Annotated in this window: 16 protein-coding genes and 1 pseudogene; 3 read left to right on the top strand and 14 right to left on the bottom strand. The window is 60.9% G+C overall.

Annotation, left to right across the window (positions count from 1 at the left end):
* Positions 1–96 (top strand): annotated as a pseudogene (locus B0E42_RS31365) (IS110 family transposase); the annotation flags it as partial.
* A gap of 280 nt (positions 97–376) precedes the next feature.
* Here B0E42_RS31365 and B0E42_RS31005 read toward each other — a convergent pair.
* From B0E42_RS31005 to B0E42_RS01225, 8 genes are all read right to left on the bottom strand, one after another.
* Positions 377–517 carry a hypothetical protein gene (locus B0E42_RS31005; protein WP_156334938.1) on the bottom strand — a complete coding sequence of 47 codons (141 nt, stop codon included), beginning with the start codon at positions 515–517 and terminating at the stop codon, positions 377–379.
* 206 nt (positions 518–723) lie between these two features.
* Positions 724–1824 carry a glycine oxidase ThiO gene (thiO, locus tag B0E42_RS01255; RefSeq protein ID WP_077505335.1) on the bottom strand — a complete coding sequence of 367 codons (1101 nt, stop codon included), beginning with the start codon at positions 1822–1824 and terminating at the stop codon, positions 724–726.
* 56 nt (positions 1825–1880) lie between these two features.
* Positions 1881–2282, bottom strand: a complete 402-nt coding sequence (locus B0E42_RS01250) for a type IV pilin protein (RefSeq protein ID WP_053181977.1) — start codon at positions 2280–2282, stop codon at positions 1881–1883.
* Positions 2283–2293: 11 nt separating this feature from the next.
* On the bottom strand, positions 2294–5410 hold the full coding sequence (locus B0E42_RS01245; RefSeq protein WP_077505333.1) for a pilus assembly protein: 3117 nt from the start codon (positions 5408–5410) through the stop codon (positions 2294–2296).
* Positions 5397–5870: a PilX N-terminal domain-containing pilus assembly protein gene (locus B0E42_RS01240; RefSeq protein ID WP_077505339.1), complete on the bottom strand. Its 474-nt coding sequence runs from the start codon at positions 5868–5870 to the stop codon at positions 5397–5399. Before B0E42_RS01240 ends, B0E42_RS01245 begins: the two co-directional genes overlap by 14 nt.
* A 20-nt stretch (positions 5871–5890) precedes the next feature.
* The gene (locus B0E42_RS01235; protein ID WP_077505331.1) at positions 5891–6607 is read right to left on the bottom strand and encodes a PilW family protein; all 717 of its coding nucleotides are present in this window, start codon (positions 6605–6607) and stop codon (positions 5891–5893) included.
* The gene (gene pilV, locus B0E42_RS01230) at positions 6604–7065 is read right to left on the bottom strand and encodes a type IV pilus modification protein PilV (RefSeq protein ID WP_077505329.1); all 462 of its coding nucleotides are present in this window, start codon (positions 7063–7065) and stop codon (positions 6604–6606) included. The genes B0E42_RS01235 and pilV overlap by 4 nt, the downstream gene beginning before the upstream one ends.
* Positions 7062–7535, bottom strand: coding sequence for a GspH/FimT family pseudopilin (locus tag B0E42_RS01225; protein ID WP_024617315.1), 474 nt, complete (start codon positions 7533–7535; stop codon positions 7062–7064). Before B0E42_RS01225 ends, pilV begins: the two co-directional genes overlap by 4 nt.
* Positions 7536–7798: 263 nt before the next feature.
* Here B0E42_RS01225 and B0E42_RS01220 point away from each other — a divergent pair, with 263 nt between their 5' ends.
* Positions 7799–8338: a GspH/FimT family pseudopilin gene (locus B0E42_RS01220; protein WP_077505327.1), complete on the top strand. Its 540-nt coding sequence runs from the start codon at positions 7799–7801 to the stop codon at positions 8336–8338.
* Here the strand turns inward: B0E42_RS01220 and ispH are convergent.
* The 6 genes from ispH to murJ all read right to left on the bottom strand — a co-directional run bounded on the left by ispH (position 8292) and on the right by murJ (position 15808).
* The gene (ispH, locus tag B0E42_RS01215) at positions 8292–9239 is read right to left on the bottom strand and encodes a 4-hydroxy-3-methylbut-2-enyl diphosphate reductase (RefSeq protein WP_077505325.1); all 948 of its coding nucleotides are present in this window, start codon (positions 9237–9239) and stop codon (positions 8292–8294) included. The genes B0E42_RS01220 and ispH overlap by 47 nt on opposite strands.
* Before the next feature lie 182 nt (positions 9240–9421).
* Positions 9422–9859, bottom strand: coding sequence for an FKBP-type peptidyl-prolyl cis-trans isomerase (gene fkpB / locus B0E42_RS01210; protein WP_077505323.1), 438 nt, complete (start codon positions 9857–9859; stop codon positions 9422–9424).
* Positions 9852–10364 carry a signal peptidase II gene (gene lspA, locus B0E42_RS01205; protein WP_014340279.1) on the bottom strand — a complete coding sequence of 171 codons (513 nt, stop codon included), beginning with the start codon at positions 10362–10364 and terminating at the stop codon, positions 9852–9854. The genes fkpB and lspA overlap by 8 nt, the downstream gene beginning before the upstream one ends.
* The gene (gene ileS / locus B0E42_RS01200) at positions 10357–13188 is read right to left on the bottom strand and encodes an isoleucine--tRNA ligase (RefSeq protein WP_024617318.1); all 2832 of its coding nucleotides are present in this window, start codon (positions 13186–13188) and stop codon (positions 10357–10359) included. The genes lspA and ileS overlap by 8 nt, the downstream gene beginning before the upstream one ends.
* 13 nt (positions 13189–13201) lie before the next feature.
* Positions 13202–14140: a bifunctional riboflavin kinase/FAD synthetase gene (gene ribF / locus B0E42_RS01195; protein WP_018600979.1), complete on the bottom strand. Its 939-nt coding sequence runs from the start codon at positions 14138–14140 to the stop codon at positions 13202–13204.
* Between the two features lie 129 nt (positions 14141–14269).
* Positions 14270–15808, bottom strand: a complete 1539-nt coding sequence (gene murJ / locus B0E42_RS01190) for a murein biosynthesis integral membrane protein MurJ (RefSeq protein ID WP_018600981.1) — start codon at positions 15806–15808, stop codon at positions 14270–14272.
* A gap of 254 nt (positions 15809–16062) precedes the next feature.
* Here murJ and rpsT point away from each other — a divergent pair, with 254 nt between their 5' ends.
* On the top strand, positions 16063–16341 hold the full coding sequence (gene rpsT, locus B0E42_RS01185; protein ID WP_003185593.1) for a 30S ribosomal protein S20: 279 nt from the start codon (positions 16063–16065) through the stop codon (positions 16339–16341).
* Positions 16342–16387 lie beyond the last annotated feature (46 nt).

Here is a 16387-nt window from a genome sequence, read left to right as displayed (position 1 = left end):
ACAACCGAAGCATTAGTGGCACTGGCCCGCAAGCTTGCCCGAGTGGTATTCGCCCTGCTGAAGAACCAGAGCGAATACTTACCGAAAGGCATTTAAGGGGTAGCCCCGTACCATAGAATCTCCCACAGGAGGTCCGGGCGCACATGAAATTTTGTGTCTACTGAATGAAGATCCAATGTGGGAGCGAGCTTGCTCACGATAGCAGTGGGTCAGCTTGCATCAGCGTTGGATGTGCCGCCGCCTTCGCGAGCAAGCCCGCTCCCACAGTTGGATTGGGTTCACCTGGGAGAACCAGGTCGGCTGTCAGGCCGCCTCGCGAGCAAGCTTTGCTCCCACAGATCTGACAGGTGTACGACCAAGAGAGCCAGGTCGGCTACTAGGCCGCCTCGCTTTTGATCTTGATCTGGGGCGCCCCGTTAACCACGCTGGCCGAACGCAGGCGTTGTGGAGTGGGCACCTCGGCATGGATGCCGAGGTAGCCGCGCTGGGCCATGGATGGCCCTTCGCGGCGGCCCACGGAGCAATGCCGGAGTGAGGGCATGCCGAGCCTAGGCGAGGCACCGAGTGGTGGGGCAAAGCGCTTTTGCTTACTTTTGGCGCTCTTCCAAAAGTGAGCCGCCGTAAGGGCGGAACCCTAGGCAGCCGTTACCGCAGCAAGGGATATGTACTCGATCAACACACCGCCATCGCAAGCAAACTCGCTCCCACAGGAAAAACCGAACCTTACAACCGCCCCGCCGGCGCATACGGCGCAGGATCAATCACCGGCTCACGCCCCAACATCAAATCCGTAAACAACTGACACGACGCCGGCGCCAACACCAGCCCATTGCGATAATGCCCGCAATTCAACCACAGCCCCGCAACCCCCGGCACCTCGCCGATATAAGGAATGCCTTCAGGCGACCCAGGCCGCAACCCAGCCCAATGCCCGACCACCTCGGCACCGCCCAACGCTGGAATCAACTGCTGTGCCGAAGCCTTCAGGCTCTCCAGCGCCGTATCCGTCGGGGTCTTGTCAAAGCCTTCACGCTCCAGCGTACTGCCAACCAGAATATGCCCATCACGACGCGGAATCGCATAACGCCCCTTGGCCAGGACCATGCTCGACAGAAAATCCGACGCGCACTTGTACAGAATCATCTGGCCCTTGACCGGCTCAACCGGCAACTTCAAGCCCAAGGTCTTGAGCAACTCGCCACTCCAGGCACCGGCGGCCAGCACCACCTCATCGCCACGAATTTCTCCGGCAGAACTGTGCACACCCACCACACGCCCTCCGTCGCGAATGAACCCGCCGACTTCGCACTGCTCATGAATCGTGACGTTCGGCATCGCCAGCAAGGCAGCCTTGAGGGACTTCACCAACCGCGGATTGCGCACGTTGGCCACGTCGGCCATGTAGATCGCCCGGGAAAAACCCGCGCCCAGCACCGGCACGGCGTCGTGGACAGCCGAGATATCCACAGCCCGCATCGGGCGCCCTTCACGCTCGGCCCAGGCCAGCGCTTCGTCCTGATCGTCCAGGTCCAGCCAATACAGACCGGTGACATGCACTTGCGGATCGATCCCGGTAGTGGCGAACAAGCGCTCGCCCAGCTGTGGATAAAAATCCTGCGACCAATGGGCCAGCGCCGTGACCGCCGGGCTGTAGCGCCAGGGGTACAACGGCGACACGATACCGCCGCCGGCCCAGGACGATTCCTGACCGACACTGGAACGGTCCAGCAGCACCACACGCTGCCCTTCTGACGCCAGATTGAACGCCGTCAGCAGGCCAATGACTCCGCCGCCGACAATCACCACTTGCTGTTGCCTGGTCATGTTCTGATTCGACTCATAAGACAGAGGGCACAAGGCTGCACCCCAAAAAAAGAAACTCAGCGGCCCCAGCAATCCTTGGCGGTCAGCCCGGCAGCCTGGTTGACCACGTCTCGCGTGCCCGTGTTGTTGATCCTGAAATCACCGCACTTGTCCGTCGCCATGGACGAACCGCTCTTGCGCACGGCGATCAGGGTGAAGCTCTGGTCCGCCAGCGTCGGGGTAATGGTGTAGAAATCGTTACCGCCGCTCAGGCCGGTCGCATTGGTGTAGACGTTATTCTTCGAGTAATAGCGCTCGAGAATCTGCGCCTGCTCCGATAACAGCCCGGCAATTTCAGCCCGTCGGCCCTTCTTCATGTATTCGGTCAGGCTCGGATAGCCGATGGTAATCACGATACCGATGATCGCAATCACGATCATGATTTCGATCAAGGTGAAACCCCGGTTGGATCTGCGCATGCCTTGCCTCTTCATTGTATTTGCCGCCACATGATGCGGCGGCTAGTAACGCCGGCGGATTTTTCCAGCAGGTCGGTGATACCGCCACCGGAGTCGTTCACGATCATGTTGGTGGCCCCGTTGGCGCTGACCACAGCGCTCAGGGTCGGGATACCGCCCGTGAAGACCACCCCGCTGGAAATCGTGTCGGAGCTGTTGAGCGTGCCGTCACCGTTGGTATCGAGCACCGCATAGTTGAGCATCTTACCGTTGAACGCATCCAGCTCGATCAGTTTGCCGGTACCGAAGCTGGCGCACGGGTCGGTGGTGTCCACGGCGGCCGTGGTAAAGACCACGCGCCCGCTCACCAGATTGGCCGGGTTGATCACCCGCTCCCCGGTCAGCACATTGTTGTATACCAACGGCAGGTACCAACCCTTTTTCGTCGGATAAGCCACGTCGGTCTGGCTGGTGGTCACAAACTGCCCTGTGTTGCCTGAAAACACCCCCGTGATCGACTGGGCCTGCAGGCTCGACACGGTGATTTGCCCGGCACCGCCAGTAGCATCCCAGATTGAGTAGAACCCCTGCAGATCCTTGTTGAGTTTATCCGCTGCCTCGTTGAATTTGCCGGTGCCGAAAAAGACTTGGGTGCCGCCCTGGGGGTTGTTTGCCAGCAGCGGTTGAACGGTGATCGGCTGAGTCGCGCCACCGGGCGCGGTAAACAATGGCTGACCGGAAAACGCCACGCCCCAGGCGGTTGGAGAAGTACCGCTGAGGTCAAACTTCCACATCCGCCCTTTCAAGTCGCCACCGTATGCCGCCTGCACCACATTCTGGGAGTTGACCCGCAACTTGACCGACGACAGGCCATTATCGGTCTCGTTGCTGTTAACAACGATTTTCCTGATCAACGAGCCGTCGCGGATATCCACCACGTACAACGCCGCGACACCGCTGTTGCTGCCGTAGCCGTTGGAGATGAATGCCGCCCAGCGCCCATCCGCCAGGCGCGCGACTTCGGGACGGGCGTAGGCGTAGCCCAGGTCATTGAAGGCGTTGGCGGTGTTGGCAACAGTCGGCGCGCTGATTTCCCACAACGCTCGCAACACATTGCCCGCCGTCGCATCGAACAGCTGAACCGCATAGAACGTCTTGCCCCCGGCACCCGTGCCGCCCAGGGCCACTGTCTTCCAGACACTCCCCGATTGCGTATCGAATACGCCGACCTGTCCATCCACCAAAAACTTGTGGCTCACACCGTTGACGTAGTTGGTGTCGGCAATGTCCTGCAACGAGGGCAGCACGCTCGACGGCATATAGGCATAACGCCGCGTACCGTTTGCACCGTTGATGACGCTGAAGAAACCGTCGTTGGCGTTCACCACCAGGCTGGTATTCATGTTCGCCGCCTTGGTCGCCAGGTACGTGCTGTAGCTCGTGTCATTGAGCAAATCCGCAGCGGTCTGCTCATTGGGCGACGCCAGCACCAGCGGCGAATTGATGATGTCCCCCAGCAACACACTGCGTATCTTCAGGCCGGTTTTGTTGACGCCCTTGCTCCACTCCACCAGGTCATTGCCGGTGATCCCCGTGGGCAGGTTCTGGCTGAGGCTGGTTTGCTGGGCCGGCGAAAAATTGCCATAGGCCAAGGTCACCGGCACATTGGTCGCGGTGTTCCAGGACTGATAGATCGGTGCCGTGGCGCCGGGCACGATGGCCGTGTCGGTGGTCCACTGCACCGCCGCCCTGTTGACCGTGCCAGCCGCGGTGAAGCCGAACGCACGGATGGTGCCGCGCCAGTCCTTGGGGTCATAGGTGGTCTGGTAGTAACTGGAGGTGCTGGACACCGTGGCGGCGTTGGTGGTGCCACCGCCCCCGGAGCCGGCCTTGGAGGTGATGTCGCTCAAGGCAGATGACAGGGCATCGTTCAGGCCTGCGCTGTCGCTCGCCGGATAATACTTGCCTGCGCCGTAGCGGGCAGCGTCGGACAACATCTGGTTGGTGACGGCAAAACCCACGGTGTAGGTATTGAGGTATTGCCGGGGGAAATCCGTGGCGTTCCAGCTCTTGCCGGTGACGTCGTTGCCAGTGGTGCGCATGTCGATGTCAAAGGCGAACTTGGCGATGTCGTCCAGGTAAAGCGTGTCGCCCTCGTCGTCACCATTGAGATTGGTGCCATCGCTGTTGCTGCCGCTGACGCCGTTATCCCAGTTCGGCAGCCGAGCCAAGCCCTGCGGGTCGTTGGTGGGGAACGTGCGGTCATAGGTAGGGAAACCGTCGGTGATCACCACGCCGAAATTTTTCTGGCAACGATACTGGATCGGGCTGGTGTAAGTGCTCGGTGTACCGTTGTAGTACGGCGCCATGCCCCTGAAGTAGCGGGTGACTTCGTAATAGCTCTCGGCAAGCGGCGTATTCGCGACGGCACCCAAGCCGTTGATCGCGTTGATCAGGGCACTGTAGTTGCTGTTGGCCTGGGCCTGGGTCACGCTGCCGCTGACGGGAGACAGGTCGCTGATGGCGCGGGCAATGTAGCCCCCAGGGCCGGAGTTGCTGAAGCTGGGTGGGTTGAAGGTGGCGAGACCGATGCGCAGTGCACGGTTGTTGGCAACCAGGTCGTTGGAGACATCCCGTGCAACGTTGATTCGGTAATCCGTAGGAATCGTGCCGGTGGTAAAATCCCGGTTCGAACCGTTGGCCAGGGTTACCAGATACGCCAGGTACTTACCGGTATAACGGGTATTGCCGCTCCCGACTGGGTCCGGCAGCCGCAGACAGATCCGGCCAAGGCTGGGTCGATAAAAACCGTACCAGCCCGACGAGCAGCCGCCACGGAACAGGCCCAATAACAGGATATTCGAGTCGGTCTGATCCAACTCAGTATCCCTGTCGTTGCAGTTGTTATTGGCGCCGCATACATAAGTGCGCGTTTGCGCCGCCGCCGGATCAAACCCCGCCGCCCAGATGATGTTGTTCATGCTCCCCGAATCATCGATCAGCAGCATCACGTTAGGCGTAACGGCACCGGCACTTAGCAGCGGCGAGTCCGAAGGCGTGAAGGCATAGGCCGGGGCCATCAGGTAAAGGCTGAGCAAGCCCCCCCATAACATCACAATCCAGCCACGGCGCACCTCAGTATTTCGCATAGATGCTCTCCACCACGCTGCGCTGGTTATTCCCCACCACAGCCACCGCCGTGATCCTGTACAGCGTCACGGATTGACCGCTTAGGTCGAGATTGACGGCATCCTGCGTAATACCGATGTTCTGCACACCATAAAACCCACCAGCGGCGGCAACCCAGAGCACCCCCGACGACGAATTGCGCCCGGCTGTCGTGACGGTTGCCGAATCGGCCGGTGGTGCACATTGGGTCGTAGTGGTACAGACCGCCAGCGAGTATGTCTCGACCTGCACCGCACTCTCACCGATCCTCAACGCCGCCTCGGCAATCTGGAAGGACTGGTTGCGTTGCATGACGCTGCTGGTCATTTTTTCCTGAAGCGTGGCGCTCTGCATCGACGACAGGCCGATCAGCGTCAGCAGCAACAGGAAAACCAGGCTGACCAGCAGTGCCATGCCACGCTGGCGCTGCTTGAGATCCATCGAACTCATCGATCGCCCCCTCATAGCAGCCGGTTGCGCAAGGCGGCAACCACATTGAAAGTCTGCTCGCGCACCGTGTTCCTTGGATCAAAGAGCGTCAGGCTCAGGCGCACGCTGCGGATCAGTGCCGGGTCAGCCGGGTTGCCGGTGTAGCTCGAGGCTGCGATGTCCGTGGCGCTGGCGGCCATGCCGAACGTCACGTCGAACGCCCGCACGTTGTCCACCAGCACCGACAGGGTCGGCGGATTGCCGGTGCCGCTGCCCAACAGCAATTGGTCGTTGTTGAAGCTGTAGACCAGTCGACGGATCGGGAAGGCCAATTGCCCCGCCGCTGGCACCCGTGCGTTCGAATAAGCCGTCGCCGAGGTACGGCAATCGGAGACGACGGTCCAGGTCGGCAGGCTACCGCCACTCCCAATGTCCGCGGTGACCAGGGTCAATCTCCGGTTGGCGTTATCCCAACGGATTGGAGTGGTCTGGCTGGCAGCGAAACTGTTATCCGTTGAGGCATCGATGATGGTCGCCACGCAACCGAACATGCCCACCATGCGAATTTCCTGGACCATTTTGCTCAAGGCAAACCGCGCGTCCTCCTGAATCACCGCGGCGGCATTCTGACTGACGTAGGTGTTTTTGGCGGCAATGAAAATCTGCACGACACCCAGGATGACGATCAGGCTGAGCACCAGCGCGATCATCAACTCGATCAAGCCAAAACCGCGACTGTGCCGGTTCATGGCGGCGTCCCCACCGGGTCGACGGCGACACGGCTGGTCAGCACGAAGCTGCGCCGCGCCTCGGCGGCGTTGGTGGTGTTGGCGGCCCGGGCGTCGTCCCAGGAAATGGTGATGGTGTAGACGCGCTGGTTCAGGGCAATGGTGCCCGTGGCCGTGGCGCCGCCGAAGGCGATGATGTTGGTCTTGAAATCGTAGAGGTCCTGGTCCCGGGCCACGTTGAGGTTCGGCGAGCTGGGCGGTGTGATGGTGTAGTCAGCGCCGGAGTTGGCGCGAATGCGGTCCAGCAGGTCATAGGCAATGAAGCTGGCCTGGCTGGTCATGCGCGAACTGTCGGTGTACTTGAGCGCATTGAGCTGGATCATCGCCGCCCCCAGCAAACCGACGCCGAGAATCAGCACCGCCACCAGCACTTCGATCAACGTCATGCCGGCCTGCGCCCTTTTACTGCAACCCTTCATCCGCAATTTCCACCCAATACGATTCGTCCATTGAGGCAAACACCCAGCGTCCTGCTCTGCGCTCCTCTTACGTAATTGAAGCTCACTGGCGTGGCCGGTGCCGATAACCCGCCAAGGTTGTTGAAATCGATGCTGGTCACGTCTGAGGGTAGCGTCAGAGTCACGCCACTGCCCATCGCTGGAACAACCCGCAATATAATGGGCGACGAGCCAGTACTGTCATACACCGTGAGTTCGCCGCTCCAGGCACCGCCTTGGGTCGTGGGGCGAATTCGCGTGGTGATACCACGGTCGATCGCCTCCATCCGGGCAAAGTTCAGCGCCCGGCGCAAGTCGCCGATCTCGGTATCGGCCTTGGTGCTCTGCAGCGAGCTCGTGAATGACGGTACCGCCATGGTGATCAGGATCAGCAGCACGCCAAGGGCCACCAGCACCTCGATCAGCGTGAAACCTTTTGTACGAAGATCCATCGATGCCCTCCGTTGCCGTCGGCTATACCTGCCTCTACACGCTAGAACAAACCACCGCCTTGTGTGCAGTGCTGCAGTCTGTGGCGAGGGGATTTATCCCCGTTGGGCTGCGAAGCAGCCCCAATGAAACCGATTACTATCCAACCTGACATCCCCGCGGAGGCTGATTTGGGGCTGCTACGCAGCCCAGCGGGGATAAATCCCCTCGCCACAGTAATTCATAAGTCTTAGATCCGCTTCACACTCTCCAGGGAGGAGACATCATGTATCAACAGGGCTTCAGCCTGATCGAACTGCTCATGGGACTGGCAATCGCCGCAATTGTTCTGCCGTGGGCCGGCGCGAGCTACAAAGAGCTGATCGAATCCATCGAACGCGAGGACACCGCGCAGTTGCTGATCAGCGGGTTGCGCATTGCCCGCAGCGAAGCCATCACGCGTAACCGCAGCGTATTGATACAAGGGATAGACAACGATTGGGGCAAGGGCTGGCGGATCATGCTGGACAACAAGGAGAAAACCTTGCTGATGGAACGCACCGCAAGCGCTCGTGTGATCGGCAACCAGCCGATGAGGCGCAGGGTGATGTTCGGCAACCAGGGCGAAGCCCTGCACCCCAACGGCGCCTTTAAGGCCGGCAGGCTGCATGTCTGCGCCAAACGCGGGCCGGTCAGCCATCATCAAGTGATACTGGCGCCCTCCGGCCGCGTCCGCCTGGAAAGCGTCAAAGCCGAGCAGGCCCTGTGCGAGAAAGGACTTAAAGCAAGGAGCGCACACGCAACTCTTTCGGCATCGAGAACGTAATGTTTTCCTCGCGACCGGACAGTTCATCGGCACCCGTTGCGCCCCAGGCCTGCAACTGCTGGATCACGCCACGCACCAGGACTTCCGGTGCGGAAGCGCCGGCGGTGATGCCGATGCGCTCGACGCCATCGAACCAGTTGCGCTGCATGTCCTCGGCACCGTCGATCAGGTAGGCCGGGGTGGCCATACGCTCGGCCAGCTCACGCAAGCGGTTGGAGTTGGAGCTGTTCGGGCTGCCGACGACCAGCACCACATCGCATTCGTTGGCCAGTTGCTTGACCGCGTCCTGACGGTTCTGGGTGGCGTAGCAGATGTCATCCTTGCGCGGGCCGCCGATGGACGGAAAGCGCGAGCGCAAGGCGTCGATCACACGGCTGGTGTCGTCCATGGACAGGGTTGTCTGGGTAACAAAAGCCAGGCTCTCAGGGTTGCGAACCTGCAAAGCCGCCACGTCCTCCTCGTCTTCGACCAGGTAGATCGCACCGCCGTTGCTGGCATCGTATTGACCCATGGTGCCTTCGACTTCCGGATGGCCTTCATGGCCGATCAGGATGCATTCGCGACCGTCACGGCTGTAGCGCGCCACTTCGATGTGCACCTTGGTCACCAATGGGCACGTCGCGTCGAAAACCTTCAGGCCACGGCCGGCGGCTTCGGTGCGTACGGCCTGGGAAACCCCGTGGGCGCTGAAGATCACGATGACGTCGTCCGGCACCTGGTCCAGTTCCTCGACGAAAATCGCCCCGCGGCTACGCAGGTCTTCGACGACGAATTTGTTGTGGACCACTTCGTGGCGCACGTAGATCGGCGGCCCGAAGACTTCCAGGGCGCGGTTGACGATTTCGATCGCCCGGTCCACACCGGCGCAGAAGCCACGGGGGTTGGCGAGTTTGATTTGCATGCTGTGCCTCGTGTCTTGCGCGCAAGAATTGCCTGTTGATCGAACCAAGGGCTCGGAAAACAATGAAGATCCATGTGGGAGCGGGCTTGCTCGCGAAGAGGGCCTTACATTCAACATTAATGTTGGCTGACACTCCGCCTTCGCGAGCAAGCCCGCTCCCACACTAAACCGCATCCAGTCAGTTACAACGCCTTGACCTCAAGGATTTCCACTTCGAAGTTCAAGGTCTTGCCCGCCAGCGGATGGTTGAAGTCCACGGTCACCTGGGTGTCGTCGAAAGCCTTCACCACACCCGGCAGCTCGGTATTGGCCGCGTCGTTGAAGATCACCAGCAGGCCCTGGGACAGCTCCATGTCCTGGAACTGGGAGCGTGGCATGGTCTGCACGTTTTGCGGGTTGGGCTGACCAAAGGCGTTTTCCGGTGATACGACCACGGTGCGCTTGTCGCCGGCCTTGAAGCCGAAGATCGCCGCTTCGAAGCCTGGCAGCAGGTTGCCATCACCGACCTTGAACACCGCCGGGGCCTTGTCGAAAGTGCTGTCGACGGTGTCACCGTTTTCCAGGTGCAGGGCGAAGTGAAGCTTCACTTCAGTGTTTTGAGCGATACGCTGCTCAGTCATGGACGGCTTCTCCGGTTTTCTTGCTCTTGAACATGTCCAGGGCGAGCATCACCGCGCCCACGCTGATGGCGCTGTCAGCAAAGTTGAACGCCGGGAAATACCAGCGGTTCTGCCAATGCACCAGGATGAAATCGATGACGTGGCCCAGGGCGATGCGGTCATAGAGGTTGCCCAAGGCACCACCGAGCACCAGGGCCAGCGCCACGGCCAGCCAGGTCTCATTGCGCCCCAGGCGCTTGAGCCAGACCACCAGCACGGCGCTGACCACGATGGCGATCAGGGCAAACAGCCAGCGCTGCCAGCCTGAGCTGTCGGCCAGGAAACTGAACGCCGCTCCGGTGTTGTAGGCCAAGGTCCAGCTGAAGTAGTCGGGAATGATCACGATCTGCTGGTACATCGTCAGCGAGTTCTCGAAGTAGTACTTGCTGGCCTGGTCGATGACCAAGACCAGCACACTCAACCAGAGCCAGCCCAGCCGCCCGAAGCGGCCCGCTGCGTTAGGCATAATGACGAACCTCGCCAGCACCACTGATGTTGTCCACGCAACGACCGCAGATTTCCGGATGCTCCGGATTCACGCCGACGTCTTCACGGCAGTGCCAGCAGCGGGCGCACTTGGTGTGGTTCGACTTGACGATCTTCAGCTTCAGGCCGCTGACTTCAGTGGTCACCGCATCGGCCGGCGCCTGCACGAAAGGTGCAACGCTGGCGGTGGAGGTGATCAGCACGAAGCGCAGCTCGTTGCTCAGCTTGGCCAGATCGGCACTCAGGGCGTCTTCGGCGTAGAGGGTGACTTCGGCCTGCAGGTTGCCACCGACGGCCTTGGCCGCGCGCTGGATCTCCATCTCCTTGTTGACCGCCGCCTTGACCGCCATCACGCGATCCCAATACGCACGGTCCAGCTCGGAACCTTCCGGCAGTTCGGTCAAGCCTTCGTACCAGGTGTTGAGCATCACCGATTCGTTGCGCTCGCCCGGCAGGTACTGCCACAGCTCGTCGGCGGTGAACGCCAGGATCGGTGCGATCCAGCGCACCAGCGCCTCGCTGATGTGGAACAGCGCGGTCTGGCACGAACGACGGGCCTTGCTGTTGGCGCCGGTGGTGTACTGGCGGTCCTTGATGATGTCGAGGTAGAAACCACCGAGCTCCTGCACGCAGAAGTTGTGGATCTTGGAGTAGACGTTCCAGAAGCGGTATTCGCCGTAGTGCTCCTGCAATTCGCGTTGCAGCAGCAGGGTACGGTCCACGGCCCAACGGTCCAGCGCGAGCATTTCTTCGGCCGGCAGCAGGTCGGTGGCCGGGTTGAAGCCGGTCAGGTTGGAAAGCAGGAAGCGCGCGGTGTTACGGATCCGCCGGTAGGCGTCCGCGCTGCGCTGCAGGATCTGCTCGGAAACGGCCATCTCGCCGGAATAGTCGGTGGAGGCCACCCACAGGCGCATGATGTCGGCGCCCAAGGTGTCGTTGACCTTCTGCGGCGCGATCACGTTGCCCAGGGACTTGGACATCTTGCGACCGGACTCGTCGACCGTGAAGCCGTGGGTCAGCAACTCGCGATACGGCGCGTGATTGTCGATGGCGCAACCGGTCAGCAACGACGAGTGGAACCAGCCGCGGTGCTGGTCAGAGCCTTCCAGGTACAGGTCGGCACGCGGACCGCTCTCGTGGCCCATCGGGTGCGAACCGCGCAGCACGTGCCAATGGGTGGTGCCGGAGTCGAACCAGACGTCCAGGGTGTCGCTGATCTTGTCGTACAGCGGCGCTTCGTCACCCAGCAGCTCGGCGGCATCCATCTTGAACCAGGCTTCGATGCCTTCGGATTCGACGCGCTTGGCCACGATTTCCATCAGTTCGACGGTGCGCGGGTGCAACTCGCCGCTTTCCTTGCTCAGGAAGAACGGGATCGGCACGCCCCAGTTGCGCTGGCGGGAGATGCACCAGTCCGGACGGTTGGCGATCATCGAGTGCAGGCGCGCCTGGCCCCAGGCCGGCACGAACTGGGTTTCTTCGATGGCCTTGAGCGAACGCTGGCGCAGGGTGTCGCCGCTGGTTGGCTGCTTGTCCATGCCGATGAACCACTGCGCGGTGGCGCGGTAGATCAGCGGGGTCTTGTGCCGCCAGCAGTGCATGTAGCTGTGTTCGATGACGGTGGTGTGCAGCAGCGCGCCAACTTCGGTCAGCTTGTCGACGATGGCCGGGTTGGCTTTCCAGATGAACTGGCCGCCAAAGAACTCCAGCGACGGCGCGTACACGCCATTGCTCTGCACCGGGTTGAGGATGTCGTCGTTGACCATGCCGTATTTCTTGCAGGTCACGAAGTCGTCGACGCCATAGGCCGGCGCGGAGTGAACCACGCCAGTACCTGCGCCCAGTTCCACGTAGTCGGCCAGGTACACCGGCGACAGGCGGTCATAGAACGGATGACGGAAATTGATCAGCTCCAGCGCCGAACCTGGCGCGGTGGCGATCACCGAACCTTCGAGGCTGTAGCGGGCCAGGCAGGATTCGACCAGCTCTTCGGCCAGCACCAGCAGCTTGTCGCCGACGTCGACCAGGGCATAGTTGAATTCCGGATGGACGTTCAGCGCCTGGTTGGCCGGGATGGTCCACGGGGTGGTGGTCCAGATCACGATCGACGCCGGCTTGGCCAGCTTGCCCAGGCCGAAAGCGGCGGCGAGCTTGTCTTCATCGGCGATCGGGAACGCGACGTCGATGGTCGAGGACTTCTTGTTCTCGTACTCGACTTCCGCCTCGGCCAGGGCCGAACCGCAATCGAAGCACCAGTTCACCGGCTTGAGGCCCTTGAACACGAAGCCGCCCTCGACGATTTTCGCCAGGGCACGGATTTCACCGGCTTCGTTCTTGAAGTCCATGGTCTTGTACGGGTTGGCGAAGTCGCCCAGCACGCCGAGGCGGATGAATTCGGACTTCTGCCCTTCGATCTGCTCGGTGGCGTAGGCACGGCACAGTTCGCGGGTCTTGTCCGCGCCCAGGTTCTTGCCGTGGGTCACTTCGACCTTGTGCTCGATCGGCAGGCCGTGGCAGTCCCAGCCCGGGACATACGGCGCATCAAAACCCGACAGGGTCTTGGAGCGGATGATCATGTCCTTGAGAATCTTGTTCAGCGCGTGACCGATGTGGATAGTGCCGTTGGCGTACGGAGGACCGTCGTGCAGGACGAACTTCGGACGATCCTTGCCAATTTCGCGCAACTTTCCGTACAGGCCAATGCTGTCCCAACGCTGCAGAATCTGTGGTTCGCGCTGAGGCAGGCCGGCCTTCATTGGGAAGGCGGTGTCCGGAAGGTTTAGCGTGGCTTTATAGTCGGTCATTTAAGGCTCTTCATTAGCGATTGGCGCTGGTTGCGACAAGGGCACGGGCGGCGGCGATATCTGCATGGATCGCCGTCTTGAGCGCCTCCAGAGAGGCAAAACGCTGCTCTTCACGCAGCTTATGGTGGAAAACCACCGTCAAACGCCGGTCATACAGATCGCCGGCAAAATCCAGAACATGTACTTCAAGGTGGGCCTTGCCATCGCCCTGGACCGTGGGTCGCACACCGATGTTGGCAACGCCGGGCCAGGTCTTGCCGTCGATCTCGACACTCACCAGGAACACCCCGGTGAGCGGCACACGACGGCGCTTGAGCTGCACGTTAGCCGTTGGCGTGCCCAATTGGCGCGCCAGTTTCTGCCCGTGCAGAATCCGTCCGGCAATCCGGTACGGCCGGCCAAGCAAGCGCTCGGCCAATTCGAAGTCGGCAGCCGCCAGGGCATTGCGGACCTGGGTGCTGCTGACGCGCAAGCCATCCATCTCGACAGTCTGCGCCGCTTCAACAGTGAAGCCCTGGGCGATACCGGCCTGTTGCAGGTAGTCGAAATCCCCGGACCGGTCACAGCCGAAACGGAAATCATCGCCAACCTCCAGATGCTTCACATCGAGACCGTCCACCAGGATGGTATCGACGAATGCGGCGGCACTGAGCTTGCTCAGGCGCTGGTTGAAGGCCAGGCACAGGACCCGGTCGACGCCTTCGGCGGCCAGCAGTTGCAGCTTGTCCCGCAACCGAGCCAGACGGGCCGGGGCGGTGTCCGGGGCGAAAAATTCCCGCGGCTGCGGCTCGAAGATCACCACGCAGCTAGGCAAGCCCAATTCCAGCGCACGCTCGCGCAGCCGCGCCAGGATAGCCTGGTGGCCACGGTGAACACCGTCAAAGTTGCCAATAGTGGCGACACAGCCCCGATGTTGGGGGCGCAGGTTGTGGAGGCCTCGAACCAGCTGCATAACGCGCTTCTTGCTCATAAAGTGGCCGATTATAACCACACCCGGCGGCCGACGACAGGCAACACCGCACCCCAAAGTGATCGAACCGACAAAACCACTGCCCGGCCCGGGATTATCGAAGGCCCGCCCTCAGCTCAAGGCCTTGCGATTGAAGTCACGCAGACGGAACCCCATCAGCAGCAACATGCCGAAATACGCCACCACGCCGGCAACCACCAGCACACCCAAGCGCAGGAAACGCTCGAGCATCTGCCCTTCGCCCCAGGCCGGCATGAAATGCATCGCCCCCAGCAACACCGCCGACATCACCGCCACGGCGACCAGCAGCTTGAGGCCAAACTTGCCCCAGCCCGGCTGCGGCTGATACATCTTCTGCTTGCGCAACTGGTAAAACAGCAGCCCGGCGTTGAGGCACGCGCCGGCGCTGATCGCCAGGGCCAGGCCGGCGTGGGCCAACGGGCCGATGAGCATCAGGTTGAACAACTGCGTCATCACCAGGGTGAAAATGGCGATTTTCACCGGCGTGCGAATGTTCTGCTGGGCATAGAACCCCGGCGCCAGCACCTTGATCACGATGATCCCGAGCAGGCCCACCGAGTAGGCGATCAGTGCCCGCTGGGTCATCAACGCATCGAAGGCATTGAACTGGCCATACTGGAACAACGAGACGGTCAACGGCTCGGCCAGGATCCCCAGTGCCAAGGCACACGGCAACACCAGCACGAAACACAGGCGCAGGCCCCAATCGAGAATCCGCGAGTATTCATGGCGGTCCTGGCTGGCATAGGTCTTGGCCAGGGTTGGCAGCAGGATCGTACCCAGGGCCACACCCAGCACGCCAGACGGCAATTCCATCAGACGGTCGGCGTAATACATCCACGACACCGAGCCAGCGACCAGGAACGAGGCAAAGATGGTGTTGATGATCAGGGAAATCTGGCTCACCGACACCCCGAGGATCGCCGGCAACATCTGCTTCATCACCCGCCACACGCCACTGTCGCGCAAGTTCAGCCGTGGCAGCACCAACATGCCGATCTTTTTCAGGTGCGGCAGTTGATAAAGTAATTGCGCCAGGCCACCCACCAGCACCGCCCAGCCCAGGGCCATCACCGGCGGATCGAAGTACGGTGTCAGGAACACTGCGAAGATGATCATGCTGACGTTGAGCAGGGTCGGCACAAAGGCCGGCACGGAAAAGCGGTTCCAGGTATTGAGGATCGCCCCGGCCAGGGACGACAGGGAAATCAGCAATATATAAGGAAAGGTCACCCGCAGCAGGTCCGAGGTGAGCTGGAATTTTTCTGGCGTATCGGTGAAACCCGGGGCCGTGGCCCAGATCACCCAGGGCGCGGCGAGCATGCCGGCCGCCGTGACCAGCGCCAGCACCAACGTCAGCAGGCCGGTGACGTAGGCAATGAAGGTGCGGGTCGCTTCGTCGCCCTTCTGGCTTTTATATTCCGCCAGGATCGGCACGAAGGCCTGGGAGAACGCCCCTTCGGCGAAGATCCGCCGCAGCAGGTTGGGCAACTTGAAGGCGATGAAGAAGGCGTCGGTGGCCATCCCGGCGCCGAATATCCGTGCGATCAACGTATCGCGAACGAACCCCAGGACGCGGGAAAGCATCGTGATAGAGCTGACGGCGGCCAACGATTTGAGCAGATTCATGAAAAGAGTTTTTGCCTGTCGATAAACAGCAGGCGAACAACGCGCCCACTTGTGCGATACTCCGCGCCGCTAAACAGTGCAGAGCCAAAGCCCGCGAGTTTACAGGTCGCACGCCGGAAAGAAATCCTTCGGTGCGCAGCACCTGCCATTCAGCGGAACGCGTCACCCGCCCTTGACAAGACTTCAACTCATCGGCATGATTCGCGGCCTATTTTGTTTGCTATTTCCCAAAAAGTCTTTCGAGGAGCTCGACGGTGGCCAACACACCTTCCGCCAAAAAACGTGCAAAACAGGCTGAGAAGCGTCGCAGCCACAACGCCAGCCTGCGTTCCATGGTCCGTACCTACATCAAGAACGTAGTTAAGGCCATCGACGCAAAAGACGCTGAAAAAGCTCAAGCTGCTTACGTTCTGGCCGTGCCAGTTATCGACCGCATGGCCGATAAAGGCATCATCCACAAGAACAAGGCTGCTCGCCATAAGAGCCGTTTGAATGGCCACGTAAAGGCCCTGAACGTTGCCGCTGCTGCCTAAGCGACGCGCTCGTTAAAAAACCGACCTCAGGGTCGGTTTTTTATTG

It is taken from the genome of Pseudomonas sp. A25(2017), assembly GCF_002001065.1.
In the GTDB taxonomy this organism is placed as follows: Bacteria; Pseudomonadota; Gammaproteobacteria; order Pseudomonadales; family Pseudomonadaceae; genus Aquipseudomonas; species Aquipseudomonas kilonensis.
The sequence above is the reverse complement of the archived record's forward strand: the minus strand, read 5'-3'. Positions and strand labels throughout refer to the sequence as shown.